Here is a 17,657-nt window from a genome sequence, read left to right as displayed (position 1 = left end):
GAGTCATCTTATTTAAGTACTAAAAATAACTTGCCCGTTTTGGATTGCGATTAGCTTAACCCTTAAAGGTCCTGCTGTATAAGTATCTTCAGATGCAATAGCTCGAATTTCAACAGGTTGCTGGTACTGTCGTAGCTGTGCTAAGAAGCGCAAGAATGTACTATCAATTTGAATATCGTTTAATATACCAGCATTCCGTGCCCGGAATTGCGAAGCGGAAATTAACAAATCGAGTCTTTGGCGCATTTGATAAGATGTCATCGTATTGGGATCAGCTGTTGTGGTTGCCAAAAGCTCTCCCCCTCGAAATACGATTTGATTTAAAGTGGCATCGGTGAAAAATTCAATTCGTTTTTCTCCTCGTACATAGTTACCTGCTGAAAACACTCGTACTACATATTCGCGTCCGTTTTCAATTTGCTTGCTCAATTGCTGTACTTGTTCTTTTGAGATTTGCAAAATACCGTCTGCTGGTGGATTTGTACCAGGTTCGGTCAGTTCTGAAACCGCATTACGATTAGCTTCTTCTAAAAGCTGTCTTACTGCTTGCTTGGCTGCACTTGGTTGTTGGACGCTAACTACTGCTGATGCGATAACTTGACCGCGAACCAAAGCTAATTTACCCAAACGCAAGTCGCGGAATGATTGATAGTACTTTTCTAGTCTTGCTACTTCTTGCTCTAAATCACTTTGCTGCGATTCAAGTTCTTTAAGACGTGATTCACGTTGGGCAATAATTTGCTCGCGTGCGGTAATTTCGATGTTGCGCTTTTGGATTACGGTATCGAGGTTATTGATTTTGCGGTCACGTAACTCAATGGCATCTTTACGCTTGGCAAGTTCACGGTCACGTCTACTAATGGCATTTTTGGCTTCGTCGATTGCTAATGACGCCTCGTTAAATAGTCTTTGACTTTCTGCCTTTTGTAAGCTAATTTCTTGCTGAAGCTTTTTACGTTCGTCGTAGACGCTTTGTAGTTGTGATATAGCTTGTCGGTACTGCGCGACTACCTTAGTCAGACGGGTTTGTGTTTCTTGGAGTTGATTTTGAGTTTGTGCTTGGACTGTAAGGGTTTTGTTAAGTTGGGTTTGTGTTTCTCTTTGTTTTTTGTTTGCCTGTTGCAGGTTCTGATTCGTCGCTTCTAAACGCTGTTGTGCTTCTGCTTGCTGCTGCTTTGCTTGACTCAGTTCGCTTGTAACTTGACTAATTTGAGTTTCGGCGCCTTTTAGCTGTTCACGTTTACGTCGTAAATCCTTCTGAATATTCTCTAACTCAAATACTCCTTTTCGCAACCCATCATCGGCGAGAAATAATATCCCTAACGTTGAACCAGAAATGCCAATTCCCGTTAGTATTGTTACTACTACCGCCGTATTTTTTGGACGTAGGTTAAATAGCGAGAGTCGTTTTTTACCAACTCGTGTACCAATTCGGTCACCAACGGTAGCAATAACGCCTCCCAAAATTAAAATAGCTGTAATTAGGATGAACGCGGTGGTCATATAATGGCTACTGTAACCTCTTGGTGATAGGGAATACCACGAACAGCCCCGTTAAATATAAAATTCAAGATACTTATATCCAAATATAATGTGTAACAATTATCAGCTCACCAAATAGCACGTGCGATTTGTAAGAGAGCAAGCTAATTTAATTTTAGTAAATTTCAACTTCAGGTTAAAAGCGGCTGACGCCGTCCCTCTAAAAATATTGGTCGCGCGAGTCCTGCCATTCTTATTTTAGTCAGGATCCGCTTGGTAAGTGGAGGCGCGAGCAATAATAGAGTACGGCGTTCCGCACTTGGAGCTATTGGTATAGCAGTAGTACTAATTACACGTGTAAAGCAACCTTACTACATAAATTCTATGCCACCGAAATATTCCTCCACTAAGTTTTAAGTGAACTGACGACTCAGAGTTACAGGTTTATGGACAGTGATTTTTTTCTTGTGGATTGAAATCATCTTTTTCTCGCGTAGATCGCCCAATAACCTAGTAACGGTTACACGAGTCGAGCCAATAGCTTCAGCAATAGCTTGATGCGATAACTTCAAATCAATTGTGATGCCATCTGCACAAGGAACTCCAAAATCTCGACAAAGAATTAGTAGAAAGCTCACTAACCTCGAACCCATGTCACGGTGCGCGAGCGTTTCAATCATCATCTCTGTTTGCAATATCCGCGAGGAGAGTCCACGCAGCATTAACATCGACAATTCGGGATTTTCCTTTAACGCTTGTTCGACTTGCTCGATTGGCGCCGATAGCAATTCCACAGGGGTAAACGCAACCGCATGGTAAAATCTGTCCGACTTGTTTCCAGTCAGTAAGGACAAAACGCCAAAAACGCTATTTTCCCTCAGCAGCGCAACCGTTATTTCTTCTCCTGCTTCGTACACCCTGGAGAGCTTCACAGCACCTTTAAGAAGAAAATAAACTCGTTCAGCAGGGTCACCGGGAAAAAATATGGTTTTATTACGTTCAAACGTTTCCACAACAGGTGGGAACGCTCCGGTTGCCATCTGACGAAAAACATTTGCTAGGGCTTTATCTTGTGTCACGATCATCTCCCTTCCCCTACCCAATGCCAGAAAATAAAAACAGATTACCTAAGAATACACTCGAAAATTCAAGAATACATTGTCAACAATATTGTACTTTCCTATACCCAACCTCGCTTTATCAACGTTTATCACAGTTATTTGTCCTGTATGATACATAATTTTTGATGACTTCGGCTACTACTTTTTGATAACTATTTACAAAAACACTCCCATATGAAATTTAAGAGCTTTCTTACCCACATAAAATTCATAAAATCTTAAGAAATAACTTGGGCATTCGTAATAACACGCTTACAAATAACATTATTCCTTGGTAATAACACTCTCACTTTATACAAAAACTTTTGATGAGAAGTTGAGTCTTGTTACGTTTGAACATGCTCGTACAAAAGACATCAGATTCTAGTATGCTCCTAGTTATGCGTCTGTCTTGAAATATATATATGCTCGATTTAACCGGAAAAAATGCCCTTGTTACAGGTATCGCCAATAACCGTTCCATCGCTTGGGGTATAGCTCAGCAATTACATAAAGCTGGCGCCAATCTAGGTATTACGTACCTTAGCGACGACAAAGGCAAAATGGAACGCAAGGTATTTGAACTCGTTGAACCACTCAATCCAAGCTTATTCCTACCTTGTAACGTCCAAAATGAAACTGAGATTCAATCGACTTTTGCTGAGATTAGCTCAAAATGGAACAAGCTGGATATACTCATTCACTGTCTTGCTTTTGCCAACAAAGATGATTTAAGCGGTGACTTCAGTCAAACTTCGCGTTCCGGTTTCAATACTGCCTTAGAAATTAGCACTTACTCGCTTATTCAGTTAGCAGGCGCCGCAAAACCCCTTATGACCGAAGGTGGGAGCATTGTCACCCTAACTTATTTAGGAGGTGTACGCGCCATTCCAAATTATAATGTTATGGGTGTGGCCAAAGCAGGTTTAGAAGCAAGTGTTCGCTACCTTGCCAGCGAACTTGGACAGCAAAACATTCGTGTCAACGCTATTTCCGCAGGACCTATTCGCACCCTCGCATCGAGCGCTGTTGGTGGCATTTTAGACATGATTCACCACGTCGAGCAAGTGGCGCCGTTACGTCGCACAGTCACACAAACAGAAGTAGGTAACACAGCTGCCTTCTTATGCAGCGACTTATCAAGCGGTATTACCGGACAAGTGCTGTATGTTGATGCAGGTTATGAAATTATGGGAATGTAATAATATTTAAGTTGAAAGTACTGAGTGCTGAGTGCTGAGTTGAGTTGTAAGTTGAAAGTGCTGAGTGAGTCGTGCTGAGTTATGAGTTGTAAGTAAAAAGTTATGAGTTTCCAATTAGTAGCTCCTAACTTCTCATTCTTAACTCCTAACTCGTACATACAGGATTAATTTTCTTTCTACTCAGCACGACTCACTCAGCACGACTCACTCAGCACGACTCACTCAGCACGACTCACTCAGCACGACTCACTAATAACTAAAAGAATGCAAACCCTCACAAATTTAAACCAACGAACAGCTACTGTTTGCCGCACCACTGGCGAAACAGATGTAGAAGTTTCTATAAACCTTGATGGCACAGGTGTTTGTCACGCTGCCACTGGTATCCCGTTTCTTGACCATATGCTGCACCAAATTGCTTCGCATGGACTAATTGATTTAGACGTGCGCGCTACGGGTGATTTACATATCGATGACCACCATACTAACGAAGATGTTGGTATTACCCTTGGACAAGCATTAAATAAAGCTTTGGGTGATAGAAAGGGAATTGTGCGCTTTGGTAATTTTCTTGCACCCCTTGATGAAGCTTTGGTTCAAGTTGCTCTCGACTTTTCTGGGCGCCCTCACCTTAGCTACGGGTTACAAATTCCTACGCAACGAGTAGGTACATACGACACTCAGTTAGTACGTGAATTCTTTGTTGCGTTAGTCAACCATAGCTCTACAACACTACATATTCGTCAATTAGATGGTATTAATTCTCACCATATCATCGAAGCTACATTTAAAGCTTTTGCGCGTGCTACCCGAATGGCAGCTGAAATAGACCCACGTCGTGCTGGTATTATCCCCAGTTCCAAAGGAGTTTTGTGAACCGTGGTTCACATTTTAATTATCATGGTTTCATAACATTATAGTTGTGGCACAGGCATAGAAAGCCTGTGCCTTAGCCATAAAATCTATTTTTATGCCAGTTCCTCTATGAGCCAACTAATTATTTCTGGGTTAACTTTATCTGGAACTTCATCGTGGGGACAATGACCAGCACCTGGAATAGCTACTATTTTTACTTGCTTTCCATCTGCACGCGCTTGTTCGTAAATTTTTGACCCAGTTATTGGTGTCCAAGGGTCATCTGCACCCCAAAGTACAAGTAATGGTACATTCACCTTTGGTAATAGTTCATTTGGGCTTGCACCAGGAGGCGCCGTTATTATTGACGCGAACACTTTTTGGGCGCCTGGGTCACACGATGGTTCATATAATAAATCTACTAATTCATCGGTTACAGCATTGCGGTCACGATACACTTGGTACAAAGTGCGGCGAATTTGATGCTTTTGACGAATGCGATTAAATACAAATGAACCACTAATTGGATGATTGACTAACCGATTAAAAGTTGACATGACGATGCGTAACGGTGGGTTTAACTCGTGTGGACGGTGACTTAACCCACCTGCACTGTTTATTAATACAGCACCTGCGGCAATTTCTGGATGTTCAGCCAGTACAGTCAAACCGATAAGGGCGCCGATGGAATTACCAATAAATACTGCTGGTTGCTGAATATGGGCAGCCCAAAAATCTTTAAGTAAATCTACCCACAGTTCTATGTTGTATTGGAGTGGTGGTTTATCTGAACCACCAAATCCTAATAAATCAACAGCAAACACACTATATCCAGCTTCTGCAAGAACAGGTATGTTTTTTCGCCAGTGACCAATAGAGGCGCCGAACCCGTGAATGAGTACTAGGGGTTTACCCGTACCCATAACTGTGTATTGAATCTTAAACGAACGCCAAGTCCAAAAATGTTTCTCAAGCGCGGTTGTTACTGTTTGCTGTTGCGTAATCACTGTTACTATTAATTTTTCTAAACTGCCTCCTCATATTTTAAGTTTTATTGCATAAAAATTAAATCTGCCCAACTCACGATTTTTTTTCTTTTGTCTGTATAACTCTACCGATGATAATTAAGGTGGCGCCAAAAGCTAAAAATCCTAAATCCCAGGCGAGTTGGTTAGGTCCCGATTTAACGTGGTGGATACCGAGAATTTGGTGGTCGATGATTCCTTCGATAACATCGAACATACCAGCACCTATCAACATTGAACCAAAAAACGTATTCGGCGCCCAAATTACATCATCTCGTTCGCCTGCACGCCACAGTAAAATTACCCCAGTAAAAGTCATGACAAAGTCAAAGGCATGAAATAAACCGTCCCAAACCGTGTTTAAATCAATATTGGCGACTGTAAACAATGGTTTAACATTGCTTAACATATGATGCCACTGCAAAATCTGATGGAGTACAATGCCATCAAAAAACCCGCTAAAACCCACCCCTAGGAAAATTCCAGGTGCAATTAGAGGTTTGGAACTCGAACTTCCTTGTGTCTCCATGAATCTCTCGTCCCATATAATTCGTTTTTTCAACGATAAGACTGATTTATATAGAGAATCTTCTGTCCAAAGATAAATGTCTATGCAATTGCGTACAGGAGGTGATTATTATTGGTATATGGGATATTTTATAAAATATTTCTTAAATATTAAATAAAAATTCTGTTAAAAAGTTTATATAAAGCTTTTTATAAAAATGACGATATATTTTTACAAGGTTTGTGACCCTTACGGTTGTTTTTCTAACTTTTCTCTCCACCCTATCGAAATTGAGGGGACAGTTTGGGCAACAGTAGAGCATTACTACCAAGCGCAGAAGTTTGTTGGTAGTCCAGATGCGGCGATTATTCCAGAGATTTACATAGCACAGACACCTGAGAAAGCAGCTGCACTTGGACGCTGTGATACTAGGTGTGTTCGTTCAGATTGGGATATTGTGAAAACTCAAGTAATGCACAAAGCTGTCCACAAAAAATTTTTGACCCACATTGATATTCGCGAAGTCCTTTTTAGTACGGGTACACAGTTACTTGTAGAAGATTCACCCTGTGATTATTTTTGGGGATGTGGGGCCGATAAAAGTGGTCAGAACCATCTTGGCAAAATTCTGATGCGTGTACGTGGCGAATTGACAAATGTACGAAGAAGCCAAGTTCAAAGTCAACGTTCTGGAGGCGCCTGTAACTCAATGTAAAAAAAAAGAAGAAATCCAAGACTTCTTCCTTTTTTATGCTTTACAACAATTTTTTTTTATGGATACGCAGGGGCTTTATCAATACCACCAACTCTCTCGAGAGGCCAAAACCGAACTACTGCACGACCAATAATATTTTGGCGAGGTACTAAGCCCCAGCAGCGTCCATCATAACTTTGAGCGCGGTTGTCACCAAGTACAAGATATTGACCTGGGAGTATTGTAGTGGGTTTTTGTAAAAATGGCGGATTTGGGCTAGAGACACAAACATCAATTGAAGTTTGCTGGTTGGCACCAAGATAATTTTCTGCAAGTGGCTTGCCATTAATCAAGACTTTACCGTCTTTAAGTTCTATTTTTTCTCCAGGTAAACCAATTACACGCTTAATAAATGCATCTTGATATTTTTCTCTTTGTAGCTCGTCTGTAGGTGAAAATACTACAATATCGCCTCGTTGTGGGTCAGAAAATCTATACTTTAATTTATCAACTATAATTTTGTCAGCTTCCCATTGGTTAGGGGTACCGTGAAGAGTAGGTTCCATTGAACCAGAGGGAATCCAGCGCGCTTCGGCAACGAAAGTCCGAATTCCTAGGGCAAGAACGACGCTTAGTATTACAGTTCTACCTAGTTCACCAATCCAGGAATGGTCAGGTTGTTTGTTAGAGTTATTTTCAGACACTTGATTCTGCATGTAGTTACTTAAATAATAGATTGATACACAGGTGGCATACCTGTAAAACAAATAAGGCGATATTTTTTAATCTTAACCATAGATGATGGACATGCAAGTGATGTTATCATTTTGACCTACCCTTATAGGGTAAAGAAAAAATGAACTTTTTTGTCAGATGGTCAAAAAGTGATTGCGATTGAGACAACCAAGTTTAACCTTAAAAATATAATCGTTATTTGCAAGGGAACTTTTGTGTGAGTGCATTTACCTCTATGTCATCTCCAATTAGTTTACTAATTCGCCGTGCAAGCATCATTTTACCTGATGGTACGTACATGGTTGGGGATGTACTAACGCGCGGCGGAATGATCGTCGAAATAAGACCCGACATTGAAGCCACGAGCGCGACTACGGAAATTGACGCAGAAGGGTTAACTTTGTTGCCTGGAGTTATAGACCCGCAGGTACACTTTCGCGAACCGGGACTCGAACATAAGGAGAACCTGTTTACTGCAAGTTGTGCTTGTGCCAAAGGCGGAGTCACTTCGTTTTTAGAGATGCCGAATACGCGACCTCTAACTACTACTCAGCAAACCTTGGACGACAAGTTACAGCGTGCGTCACAAAAGTGCCTAGTTAATTATGGCTTTTTTATTGGAGCAACGTCCGAAAATTTACCTGATTTGCTTTCATGTAACCCCACATGCGGAATCAAAATTTTTATGGGGTCAATGCACGGTCAGCTTTTGGTTTCGGAGGAAACTTTACTCGATACAATATTTGCTTCGGGTTCGCGCTTGATTGCGGTTCATGCCGAAGACCAAGAGCGTATTAACCAACGGCGCCAAGAATTTGCAGGTATAACTGACCCAGCAGTTCATTCTCAAATTCAAGATAACCAAGCTGCACTTCTAGCAACCAAACTAGCATTAAAACTATCTAAAAAATATCAGCGGCGGTTACATATTCTGCATATGTCTACAGCAGATGAAGCAGAGTTGTTACGTGAGGATAAACCAAGTTGGGTTACGGCAGAAGTGACACCACAGCATTTGCTTTTAGATACAAGCGCTTATGCAAAAATTGGAACCTTAGCGCAAATGAATCCTCCCCTACGTACATCTCATGACTGTGAAGTACTATGGCAAGCGCTACACGATGGTGTTATTGATTTTATTGCTACTGATCACGCACCTCATACTTTGGAAGAAAAAGCTCAACAGTATCCTAATAGTCCTTCTGGAATGCCTGGAGTTGAGACTTCGCTTTTACTAATGCTAACCGCAGCAATGCAGGGTAAATGTAGCGTTCATCAAGTCGTCAACTGGATGTCTACTGCTGTAGCCAAGGCTTATAAAATACCAAATAAAGGGGCAATTGCCGTGGGCTATGATGCTGACTTAATACTTGTTGACTTGAAAACATATCGTCCCGTGCTGCGCGAAGAACTATTTACAAAGTGCGGATGGAGTCCTTTTGAGGGGTGGAACTTGACGGGATGGGTACAAACGACTATTGTCGGTGGTCAAATCGTTTATCACCAAGGTAAACTTTGTACCTACGTGCGCGGTCAAGCTTTGCAGTTTGGCTAATTAGAAACTAGAAACCCGGTTTCTTCAAGAGAAATCGGTTTTTTTTTACGTAAGTGCCAAACTATGCGTAAATTCTCTTAATTCATAATAATAATCAATTTCTAATTTAGTTAAAAACTCGCAGATGAAGCGAGTTTTTTTATATTTACTTAACGTTTTCTTAATATTATCAATATATTGACTTGTGCCATTTGTGGTTTTTACTGACTGATAATTCTACTTACACAAGTAAGAAATACTTAAAAAATGTTTTTTTATTAAGAAGAATAATCAGCATTGAATAGATACTTAAGAAAAGAAATTTAAGTAATTATTTTTTGTTACTTTACGGAGAAATACTCAGGTGAAAGGAAAATCTCTATGTAAAGCTGAGAAAAAGTTAAAACATTATCAAACATTAATCGGAGTCAATGATAATAAATAGTTTCAAACAATCTTTAAATTATTCATTGTTTTGGATGAAGGAGATATTTAATGTTAAATGGATACTTGATTATTTGAAATATGAATATATATATTGGCTGAATTGGGCGCCTTTGATATTAACGGTTATCTGGACTACATTCTACCAGTTCGGAAACTTTTTTAAAAACAGTCAAAAAAAATCCGGATTGCACAAGAGGCAGGGTGTAATTGGACTTGATGTATTTAAACTTGAAACTGAATTCAGTTTACATACTCTCTTAATGCCTGTATCTATTTGATTCTGGGAAAGAAATATTTGCAAAGTAAAACTATTAATTAAAATCGAGGAAAGAAAAATGATGATATTTTTTGACTGCGAAAGAGGTAGCGGTAGAGTTGATGCAGTAATGTTTTTAAGTGATGATAGAGGTAGCGGCAGAATTGACACTATAATGGACACCAACTCATAGATAGCCTTCGCTTTCTGCAAATTGACGTAACCTAGGTATACACTGACGCTGGTAAAAACTGCTCAAAGTCGAAACTGTTAATCCGTATTCGTTCGCTAATTCCTTCCAACTAACTTCTGGTGGTAAACGTTTCAAGATTAATACCTGACAATTTACATCGGGTCGTCCTTGAATATAAGTTTGACGCAAGTCTCCTGATATATCAGCTTCTGCCCACAACTGAACATTTTCTAAAATAGGGGGAGCGTCAGGAGGTGCAGCAATATTGTCAACAGGGTCATATATATCACTCTTATCACCCGAAGCTAACTGCTGTATGCCCAAAGATGCTTTTCTGATATTGTCTTCTTGTGTTTTTAGGTACAAATCTTGTAACCTATGCTTTAAGTACGCATTCAGCCACGTTACAACCGTTCCCCTGTCAGGGTCATAACCGTCGCAAATATTTCGGCAGAAATATAACCAAGTTTGCTGTAAAGCGTCTTGATAATAAGAAGTATTTTCTCTCCACAGTCTGACGGTAACTAAACGAATAATTTGCGTCAAAACTCTAGCTCTTTGTGGACTTCCGGGTGGATGTCCACAAGCTTCTTCAACTAATCGACGTAATTGTTCCTCCAATCCACTCATGCAATAGTTCAAGCCAAACGATGCTATCTGAGTATTGCTTATGGTATGCATAAGTAATATTACCCTTGATGGTGATATTACCTGTTTGATGAGAAAAGGGGAAGACTTTACTTCTTAAGATTGGTTTTTTTGCTTGATTTTTTGACGAATATCTCGAATATTCCAATTAGTGAGTTTCGCTAAAGTTTGCGCTTCAAGTTCAAAACGTTTGTTTAAACGACGCTTATATTCTCGACCCGCAGCACATTTTGCTTCACCCGTAAAGGGATGTTGAAGGATGTAACGTCCTTGGAAATTTTCTTTATTTGAAGTTTCTTGGAATATCAAGTCTTCAGGAAACTTATCGCGTGTGTAGCGAACATGCAACCTGGTAATGAAAACGTTATTAGTTTTATCACCCCAAAATACACCTGCGTCTTTGAGTTCAGAATTACTCAAAGGTTCAGCAGAGCATGGGTCACAGCTTGCCATGTCCCAAGCATATTCAAGAAATGCGACTTTACGGTCTTCTTTGGTGTAAGAGGTTTGAAACATCGATTTGTAAAAGTCTGCAAATTCTTCTTTCACAAATACTGGAATGTTGACATCACTCGGAACCTTGACCGTTCGATAGTTAGTAACTTCAGCTTGTCCTTGTGGAGAAAGTACATACACTATCAAATCTTGTTCACTCAGAGCGTTCACCATCCCCAAACGAATTGGCAGCATGAATTTGGGAGAAGTGTAAGATATTTGCAGGGGACGTAAATATTGATAACCACTTTCTTCAAACTTATCAAGATTTACCTTCGCGACAAAGAACTTCATTTTTTGGCGAATGTAAGGTTTGAGTAATGAAGAAGCTTCTCGTGGAATTTTATAGCCGTTACGGTTGAGCCAAGTTTGTAAACCTCCTGATTCTTTGGCGCCAAGAATGAGAATATCGTACTCACCCACACTATACCGTGCTTCCACCGTCACACCTAAATCCCCACCGCGCTCGCTGCGAGCAGATGGTGGTAAAGGCATTGGTAAGGGTCTTAGTACATCGCTTTCTCTAGAATACGTTTGCTCACATGGGTCAGGGTCAAAATATTCAACTAAACGGGGAGCGCTAAAAGCATCCAAACGTTCTATAATCTTAGGCTTACCAACAATTACCTGTTCTTTTTGCAACACGGTTGGTACAGGAACAACCATTGCAAAATCTTTGACTTCACCCTGAAAGTCATTTGCCATCGTTAACACAGTTTTTTTATCGTCTCGCGCAATGACTACCTGTGATGCTTTGTTATATAGTTTGGTATCAGCTTTAGCTACGTAAAAACCACAAAAAGCCCAGGCAGCAGGTGTAAAGCATAATAGTGCAATACACAAAACAAATAGCGTCATCAAAAATTTTAATTTCATAACTCCTAACTCCTAACTACTGTACGGGCGGGTTCACCTAAATTTTCCATTCTTTCGCAGGATATAGGTGAACCCGCCCCTCCTAACTTTTTACTCAGCACTCAGCACTTTCCACTTAAAAGAATGTCCTTGAAACAAAGTATCAAACCATACTGTGGTGGGAGCAAGAGCAAATAATGCCCAAAAAACAGCGGTAGATAGATAAAAGTAGTTGCGTAAAATAAAAGTAAGTGCGGCAATACATAATGCCCAAGTAACTCTGCCGATGGGGGTATTGGGTATTGAGCGAGGGTCTGTCACCATGAATAAAGCAAACAATAATAAAGACCCACTCATTAAACGATGCCAGAATACATCCCAAGTCCATTCAAGCCAAAAATTGCGAACAGCTTCAAGTAAACTATAGGCGCCTAAAAATGCAGCAGTAGTATCCCAACGACCTACACGCTTAAGAACCATACCTCCACATCCAGCAAAAATTATTGCATACCACCAATCTTCACCCCACTGTCCAGGTGATACCCAAGCATCATTCGTAAACACTAAAGCTGTAATAATGCCAAAGTTTGCCGGGTTGAAAAAGTGTTTCTCACCGACTTTAAATACAAATTTACTTGCAATAGCACAAGTTGCTGCAAGTGCCATTGTTGTCCAATGGTCTACACGCAGCAGCAAACTAAGTCCTAAAGAAGTAATTAAGGCACTTTTTAGCGATTTTCCTACGGGTGATTCCTTACTGAGAAAAAAAGACATTAATAATTGTGTAACTAAGCACGTGCCAATAGCTACACAAATAACTTTAGGTTTTAACGTCCAATCTCTGGCGCCTATTCCCAGTATTAGAAATGAACACAGGAATAAAATTTGATAATCACGAGGGTCTTTAAAGTAAATTGCTAGCCATTTCACAATATACAAGCCATGTAGTTGTTTTAATCTACATGGCTTGCATTCAAAATTACTTATCCGTTACAGATTTTGTTACAACTAGCTGTTTAATTACCTGCTCTTTCCAAGTACTTACGCACACCGTCGCTCATTTGGACTAAGCTTGGTTTTATTTTGGCAGCTAGAAAATCTTCAACGACACGGGCTATTTGACCTGTAAGAAATGCAGGCGCCCCATGAATTTGATTCGGGTCTATTTTCAGCTCGCCTCGACTTTGAATAATAGTTGCATCACCATCTTCAATAAAAGTATTTTTACCTATACAAGAAACAGCTTCAGTAAAAGCCCGCGTTTCTAGGCGCCAGTCTAGTGTAAATTTGGATTCATCCCAGACATCGTGTTCAAGCCAAGACAGCATATCATTGCTAAGTAATGCTCTTGCTGCCAATGGAATTTCGCCACCACCATGCCACTCATTGACTATATATATAATGTTGTCTGCTTCACGTCGGGACTTGACGTTAATAGTGCGAATATCTGGCACATAACGAACTAATTCGGTTATTTTGTCCCGGTAGGTAGTATATACAATTTGGCGTGGAAAGGGAACTCGGTTATCGGTCGAAATTTTCATCGGTAACAAATTAATAGTATAAACAGCCAGATAAATAACAATTAACCATTAACGAGAAACAATTAACAACTAACCGTTGAGAATATTTAGATTTTGCGACGGTAGTATATTTATCCAATTGCGATTATCGCATTCTTTTTATGCGTAAACTGCAAGTACACAGCACAATTGGCTTGAAACGAAATCAAAACACTTGTACATAGTGCCATAATGATGAGACTCATGGGTTTATTTACTTACGCACAAATGCAGAAAAGCAGCGGAGAGCGATTTATCGTCCTAGCACGCCTTTCTGCAATTTCGTTTTATAAGAAAACACCCTGAAAACCCTGACCCTTCAGGGCAGGGATGAAAGGTGTTTGAAGGCATTTACGCCTCACTGATCAATACGTGTATCAAAAGCATTTTTTTAGTTCTGTAGACCAGAAAACAATGCTGCTCAAGCCTAAGCAGACGATTAAATCGGTAGCTGAGAGTGGTGTAGTTGAGAAGATTCGCGCGAATTCGGGAACGTAAATTATTACTAGCTGCATAAACAGCGTGAGTGCAACTGCCATTAATAGGGGTTTGTTTGAAAATAATCCAATTTTGAACAGCGATTCACGTTCGGCACGAGTTGCTAAAGCATTCCCCATTTGAGACAGAGTGAGAACTGTAAGTAACATAGTCTGCCAGTTTGCGGCGCCACTTTTAAAATAAATATAACCAGTGGCTAAAGATACAGTTCCCAACAATAATCCTATCCAAAGAATATCTTTGCCCATACCTCGACTAAAAATATTTTCATCATGTGGGTATGGGGAACGATTCATTATATTACGTTCGGGTGGTTCCAGACTCAAAGCTAAGGCAGGTAATCCATCGGTAGCAAGGTTAATCCAAAGTATTTGCATTGGTAGTAAAGGTAATGGCATTCCCAAAAAGGGAGCAATCAACATTACCAAAAGTTCACCAATATTGCTACTTAACAAGTACTTGATAAACTTACGAATATTATCGTATATTACTCGTCCTTGCTTCACTGCTGCTACAATACTGGCGAAATTATCATCTAATAACACGATATCAGCAGCTTCTTTAACAACATCAGTACCGCGTAATCCCATCGCTATCCCAATATCTGCTGTATGGAATGTCGGAATATCATCAATTCCATTACCTGTTATAGCAACAACATGTCGGCGCCGCTTTAAAGATTCAACAATTGCTAGCTTTTCTGTAGGTGATACACTTGCATAAACTGATACCTTTTTTAGTCTATATGTTGATTTATTTTTTAATAAATCATTGAATTGGCTACCAGTAACAACGCGCGCTTTTGTATTAATGTTTACTTCTTTTGCAATATGAATAGCTCTAAGGGGATGTTCGGGTGTAATCATAATCGGACGAATACCCGCACGCTTGCAATTTACAACAGCACTCCGAACTTCTGGACGTGCGGAGTTGTTCATTCCTGTTTTACCAGAACCAATTATTGTCACAAAACCAAGTGTTTCAACACAAGAGAGATTACGAACTAGGATACGTCTTTTGAGCAGAGAACGGGCGCCGAGAGCAAGAGCAATTGCAATGGCAGCAGGTAAACCTTCAGGTAAAGCAGCGACAACTAAAGTGATTGCAGTCAAAAACATTAATTTTGGGTCTTCACCTCGCAGCAATCCGAAAGCGAGAATAATTCCCACAACCGAAAAAACAACTATAGTTAATATTCGTCCGAGTTTTTCTAAACGAAGTTGAAGCGAAGTAGGGCTAGTTGCAGTCGTATGATTAGTAATGCATCCAAATTTTGTGTTTACTCCGGTTTCGGTGACAATAGCTTTAGCTTGTCCACATATAACTACTGAACTTTTATAAATCGAGCTTGTATAGATAACATCTGCACTTTCTTCGACTCTGAAATTTTGGCTCTCTAATACTTGACAGTCAGCGGGTACAATATCCTCAGTTTCAAGATAAATAATATCTCCTGGAACCAAGTGCAAGGCAGAGATTTTTTGAATATAACCATCGCGAAGTACCTTAACATCGGGAACTGATAGTTTTTTGAGAGTTATAATTGCTTTTTGTGCGCGATACTCTTGAGTAAATCCCAAGCAACAAATCAGCACAATCATCGCGATGATTCCTACCGCTTCTTTATAATCTCCAAAAATCGGGGTAATTACAGCAGATAAAATAAGTACAATTACTAACGTTGCGCTAATCTGCTCCCAAAAAATTTGCTTTATTGAACGCAGTTGTTCAACTTGTTCATTGTTTCCATATTTTTTGAGCCGCAAGTTTGCTTCACTAGTTGTTAATCCATCAAATGCATTACTGTGAAGTTTTTGCAATATTTGTGTTACATCCAATTCGCACAAATTGCTCATAGCACACCCCCTCTTTAAGTGAAATAATTAGCGGTATCAAATATGACTATTTTTGGCATGTCAGTATGAACCCATGATTTATAGCATCATGAATATGTCCACTATTTTAAGAACGGGCAAGGATGCCCATTCCACAATATGGAGAATTAGATTTTTGGAAGTTTTTTAATGAAATGGTGCTATTTATGGGATTTGACTTTATCTACTACTTCGCGCGCTGCTTGACTTCGATTCAGAAAGTTCGGCTCTAGCTTCTGCGACAATATCCTCAAGAGCGTCACTAGCTCCAGTAATCAATCCTTTACTTTTCACGTAGACAATAATTACTGGAACATTAAGACCCTTGTTGATATTTTCAAGGTCAGGCATAATTTTAAGTGTTGCCATGAGTTTTACCCCCTTGAACTGTGAAATTTTAGTTTAACACCAATAAGAGAAAAAACTTATTTTTAATTATGTAATTTTTCTGCAGATGGTGAAAACATAAGCGAGCTATAGCTTTACCTTTTTAGAAGCGGAACCATATCAAGTTCTTCCCAAGGTAAATTTTTTAAATCGTCTCTACCAACGTGACCGTAAGCAGCAAGTTTACGATAAAATCCGCCATCGGTAATAGAAGGTAGTGCGCGTAAATTAAATTTACGAATAATGCCACCCAAGCGGAAGTCAAAGTGTTCTTCTAAAATAGCAGCAATATCAGCATCGGGGATAGCGCCTGTTCCGAAAGTTTCTACTTGAATACTAACAGGACGTGCGAGTCCCATTGAGTAGGTAACTTGCACCTCACACTCCGAAGCAAGTTGAGCAGCAACGATATTTTTTGCAGCGTAACGGGCAGCGTATGCACCCACTCTATCAATACGAGTGGGGTCTTTACCACTTAATGCGGCGCCGCTATGGCGTGAATATTCACCATAAGTGTCAATAGCATTTTTGCGACCAGTTAGACCAGAATGTACTGATGGTCCACCAATAGCGAAAGACTGGTCAAAGTCAATGAAAATACGAGTATTATTATCGGGTTTGATAACTTCGTCTTTAAAAACGTAATCAATGATAGCTTCTTTAATTTCTTGCTGATGTGCGACGATTGAGGCATTTTGCTGATTTTGACTAGCTAAAATTGAGATACTGTGGATGCGGTGAGGTTTGCGATTACTGTATTCAACACTCACTTGAGTTTTACCATCAGGGGCAATATAGGGTAATATCTTTTCTTGACGTACTGCCGTTAATCTACGTGCTAAATTATGCGCTAACCAAATCGGTAAAGGCATAAAAGTTAGAGTTTGATTACAAGCAAATCCAAATACCGTAACCTGATCTTTTACAGGTATTAAATCTAACTCTTCATCAGATAATTGTCGCGCGTCCCAATACCGATAGCCACTATAAGGTAACTCCTTCAAACTCGTAATAATACTACAAGTGTTAGCATTAAAATCAGGGTCATTGTAACCAACTTGTTTAATAACTTGGCGAGCAATTTTAGTAAAATCAACAACAGCATCCGACTCAAATCGAGCAGCAATAAACACAATAGCCGTAGCTACAGCACACTCAGCAACAACTCTTGAATAAGGATCTTTTTGCAAAAACTTATCAACAATTGCATCACTAATTTGGTCACAAAGCTTGTCCGGGTGTCCTTCTGTAACGGACTCGGAGCTAAACATAAAGTTTTGTTTCATTTTGGCAACGGATTATAACGG

The 17,657-nt window shown here is 39.8% G+C and carries 16 protein-coding genes; 4 read left to right on the top strand and 12 right to left on the bottom strand.

Features of this window, described 5'->3' with window-relative positions; genetic code table 11:
• Positions 1 to 12: 12 nt before the first annotated feature.
• Positions 13 to 1,503 carry a DUF3084 family protein gene (locus tag DSM106972_RS19215; protein ID WP_127082203.1) on the bottom strand — a complete coding sequence of 497 codons (1,491 nt, stop codon included), beginning with the start codon at positions 1,501 to 1,503 and terminating at the stop codon, positions 13 to 15.
• A gap of 392 nt (positions 1,504 to 1,895) precedes the next feature.
• Positions 1,896 to 2,567, bottom strand: coding sequence for a global nitrogen regulator NtcA (ntcA, locus tag DSM106972_RS19210; RefSeq protein WP_010998529.1), 672 nt, complete (start codon positions 2,565 to 2,567; stop codon positions 1,896 to 1,898).
• Between the two features lie 440 nt (positions 2,568 to 3,007).
• On the opposite strand from ntcA, the gene fabI reads away from it, so the two are divergent.
• Positions 3,008 to 3,784, top strand: coding sequence for an enoyl-ACP reductase FabI (fabI, locus tag DSM106972_RS19205; protein ID WP_127082202.1), 777 nt, complete (start codon positions 3,008 to 3,010; stop codon positions 3,782 to 3,784).
• A 264-nt stretch (positions 3,785 to 4,048) separates the two neighbouring features.
• Positions 4,049 to 4,660, top strand: coding sequence for an imidazoleglycerol-phosphate dehydratase HisB (hisB, locus tag DSM106972_RS19200; protein ID WP_127082201.1), 612 nt, complete (start codon positions 4,049 to 4,051; stop codon positions 4,658 to 4,660).
• A 92-nt stretch (positions 4,661 to 4,752) separates the two neighbouring features.
• On the opposite strand, the gene DSM106972_RS19195 is transcribed toward hisB, so the two are convergent.
• Both DSM106972_RS19195 and DSM106972_RS19190 read right to left on the bottom strand, forming a co-directional pair.
• Positions 4,753 to 5,646 carry an alpha/beta fold hydrolase gene (locus tag DSM106972_RS19195; RefSeq protein WP_127082200.1) on the bottom strand — a complete coding sequence of 298 codons (894 nt, stop codon included), beginning with the start codon at positions 5,644 to 5,646 and terminating at the stop codon, positions 4,753 to 4,755.
• Between the two features lie 73 nt (positions 5,647 to 5,719).
• Complete coding sequence (locus DSM106972_RS19190) at positions 5,720 to 6,193, bottom strand: DUF2243 domain-containing protein (RefSeq protein WP_127082199.1); 474 nt, start codon at positions 6,191 to 6,193, stop codon at positions 5,720 to 5,722.
• A 196-nt stretch (positions 6,194 to 6,389) separates the two neighbouring features.
• Here DSM106972_RS19190 and ybiA point away from each other — a divergent pair, with 196 nt between their 5' ends.
• Positions 6,390 to 6,887 carry a riboflavin biosynthesis intermediates N-glycosidase gene (ybiA, locus tag DSM106972_RS19185; protein ID WP_127082198.1) on the top strand — a complete coding sequence of 166 codons (498 nt, stop codon included), beginning with the start codon at positions 6,390 to 6,392 and terminating at the stop codon, positions 6,885 to 6,887.
• 56 nt (positions 6,888 to 6,943) lie between these two features.
• On the opposite strand, the gene lepB is transcribed toward ybiA, so the two are convergent.
• A complete protein-coding gene (gene lepB, locus DSM106972_RS19180; protein ID WP_127082197.1) occupies positions 6,944 to 7,582 on the bottom strand; it encodes a signal peptidase I in 639 nt (212 codons plus the stop codon).
• Positions 7,583 to 7,836: 254 nt separating this feature from the next.
• Between lepB and DSM106972_RS19175 the strand changes: the two genes are divergently transcribed.
• Positions 7,837 to 9,156, top strand: coding sequence for a dihydroorotase (locus tag DSM106972_RS19175; RefSeq protein ID WP_127082196.1), 1,320 nt, complete (start codon positions 7,837 to 7,839; stop codon positions 9,154 to 9,156).
• A gap of 869 nt (positions 9,157 to 10,025) precedes the next feature.
• Here DSM106972_RS19175 and DSM106972_RS19170 read toward each other — a convergent pair.
• The 7 genes from DSM106972_RS19170 to metK form a co-directional block, all read right to left on the bottom strand.
• Entirely contained in the window at positions 10,026 to 10,661 is a 636-nt protein-coding gene (locus tag DSM106972_RS19170) for a sigma-70 family RNA polymerase sigma factor (protein WP_127082239.1), read from the bottom strand.
• A 114-nt stretch (positions 10,662 to 10,775) separates the two neighbouring features.
• Complete coding sequence (locus tag DSM106972_RS19165) at positions 10,776 to 12,050, bottom strand: DUF2330 domain-containing protein (protein WP_127082195.1); 1,275 nt, start codon at positions 12,048 to 12,050, stop codon at positions 10,776 to 10,778.
• Between the two features lie 90 nt (positions 12,051 to 12,140).
• Positions 12,141 to 12,944 (bottom strand): RnfABCDGE type electron transport complex subunit D, encoded by an 804-nt coding sequence (locus DSM106972_RS19160; protein WP_127082238.1) that lies wholly within the window; start codon positions 12,942 to 12,944, stop codon positions 12,141 to 12,143.
• Positions 12,945 to 13,045: 101 nt separating this feature from the next.
• Complete coding sequence (locus tag DSM106972_RS19155) at positions 13,046 to 13,573, bottom strand: hypothetical protein (RefSeq protein WP_127082194.1); 528 nt, start codon at positions 13,571 to 13,573, stop codon at positions 13,046 to 13,048.
• A 395-nt stretch (positions 13,574 to 13,968) separates the two neighbouring features.
• The gene (locus tag DSM106972_RS19150) at positions 13,969 to 15,945 is read right to left on the bottom strand and encodes a cation-translocating P-type ATPase (RefSeq protein ID WP_127082193.1); all 1,977 of its coding nucleotides are present in this window, start codon (positions 15,943 to 15,945) and stop codon (positions 13,969 to 13,971) included.
• Between the two features lie 198 nt (positions 15,946 to 16,143).
• Positions 16,144 to 16,332: a DUF5132 domain-containing protein gene (locus DSM106972_RS19145; protein ID WP_127082192.1), complete on the bottom strand. Its 189-nt coding sequence runs from the start codon at positions 16,330 to 16,332 to the stop codon at positions 16,144 to 16,146.
• Positions 16,333 to 16,445: 113 nt separating this feature from the next.
• The gene (gene metK / locus DSM106972_RS19140) at positions 16,446 to 17,636 is read right to left on the bottom strand and encodes a methionine adenosyltransferase (protein ID WP_127082191.1); all 1,191 of its coding nucleotides are present in this window, start codon (positions 17,634 to 17,636) and stop codon (positions 16,446 to 16,448) included.
• Positions 17,637 to 17,657: the final 21 nt, after the last annotated feature.

The sequence above is a fragment of the Dulcicalothrix desertica PCC 7102 genome, from assembly GCF_003991905.1.
GTDB classification, from domain to species: Bacteria; Cyanobacteriota; Cyanobacteriia; order Cyanobacteriales; family Nostocaceae; genus Dulcicalothrix; species Dulcicalothrix desertica.
This window is presented reverse-complemented; position numbering and strand designations above follow the sequence as displayed.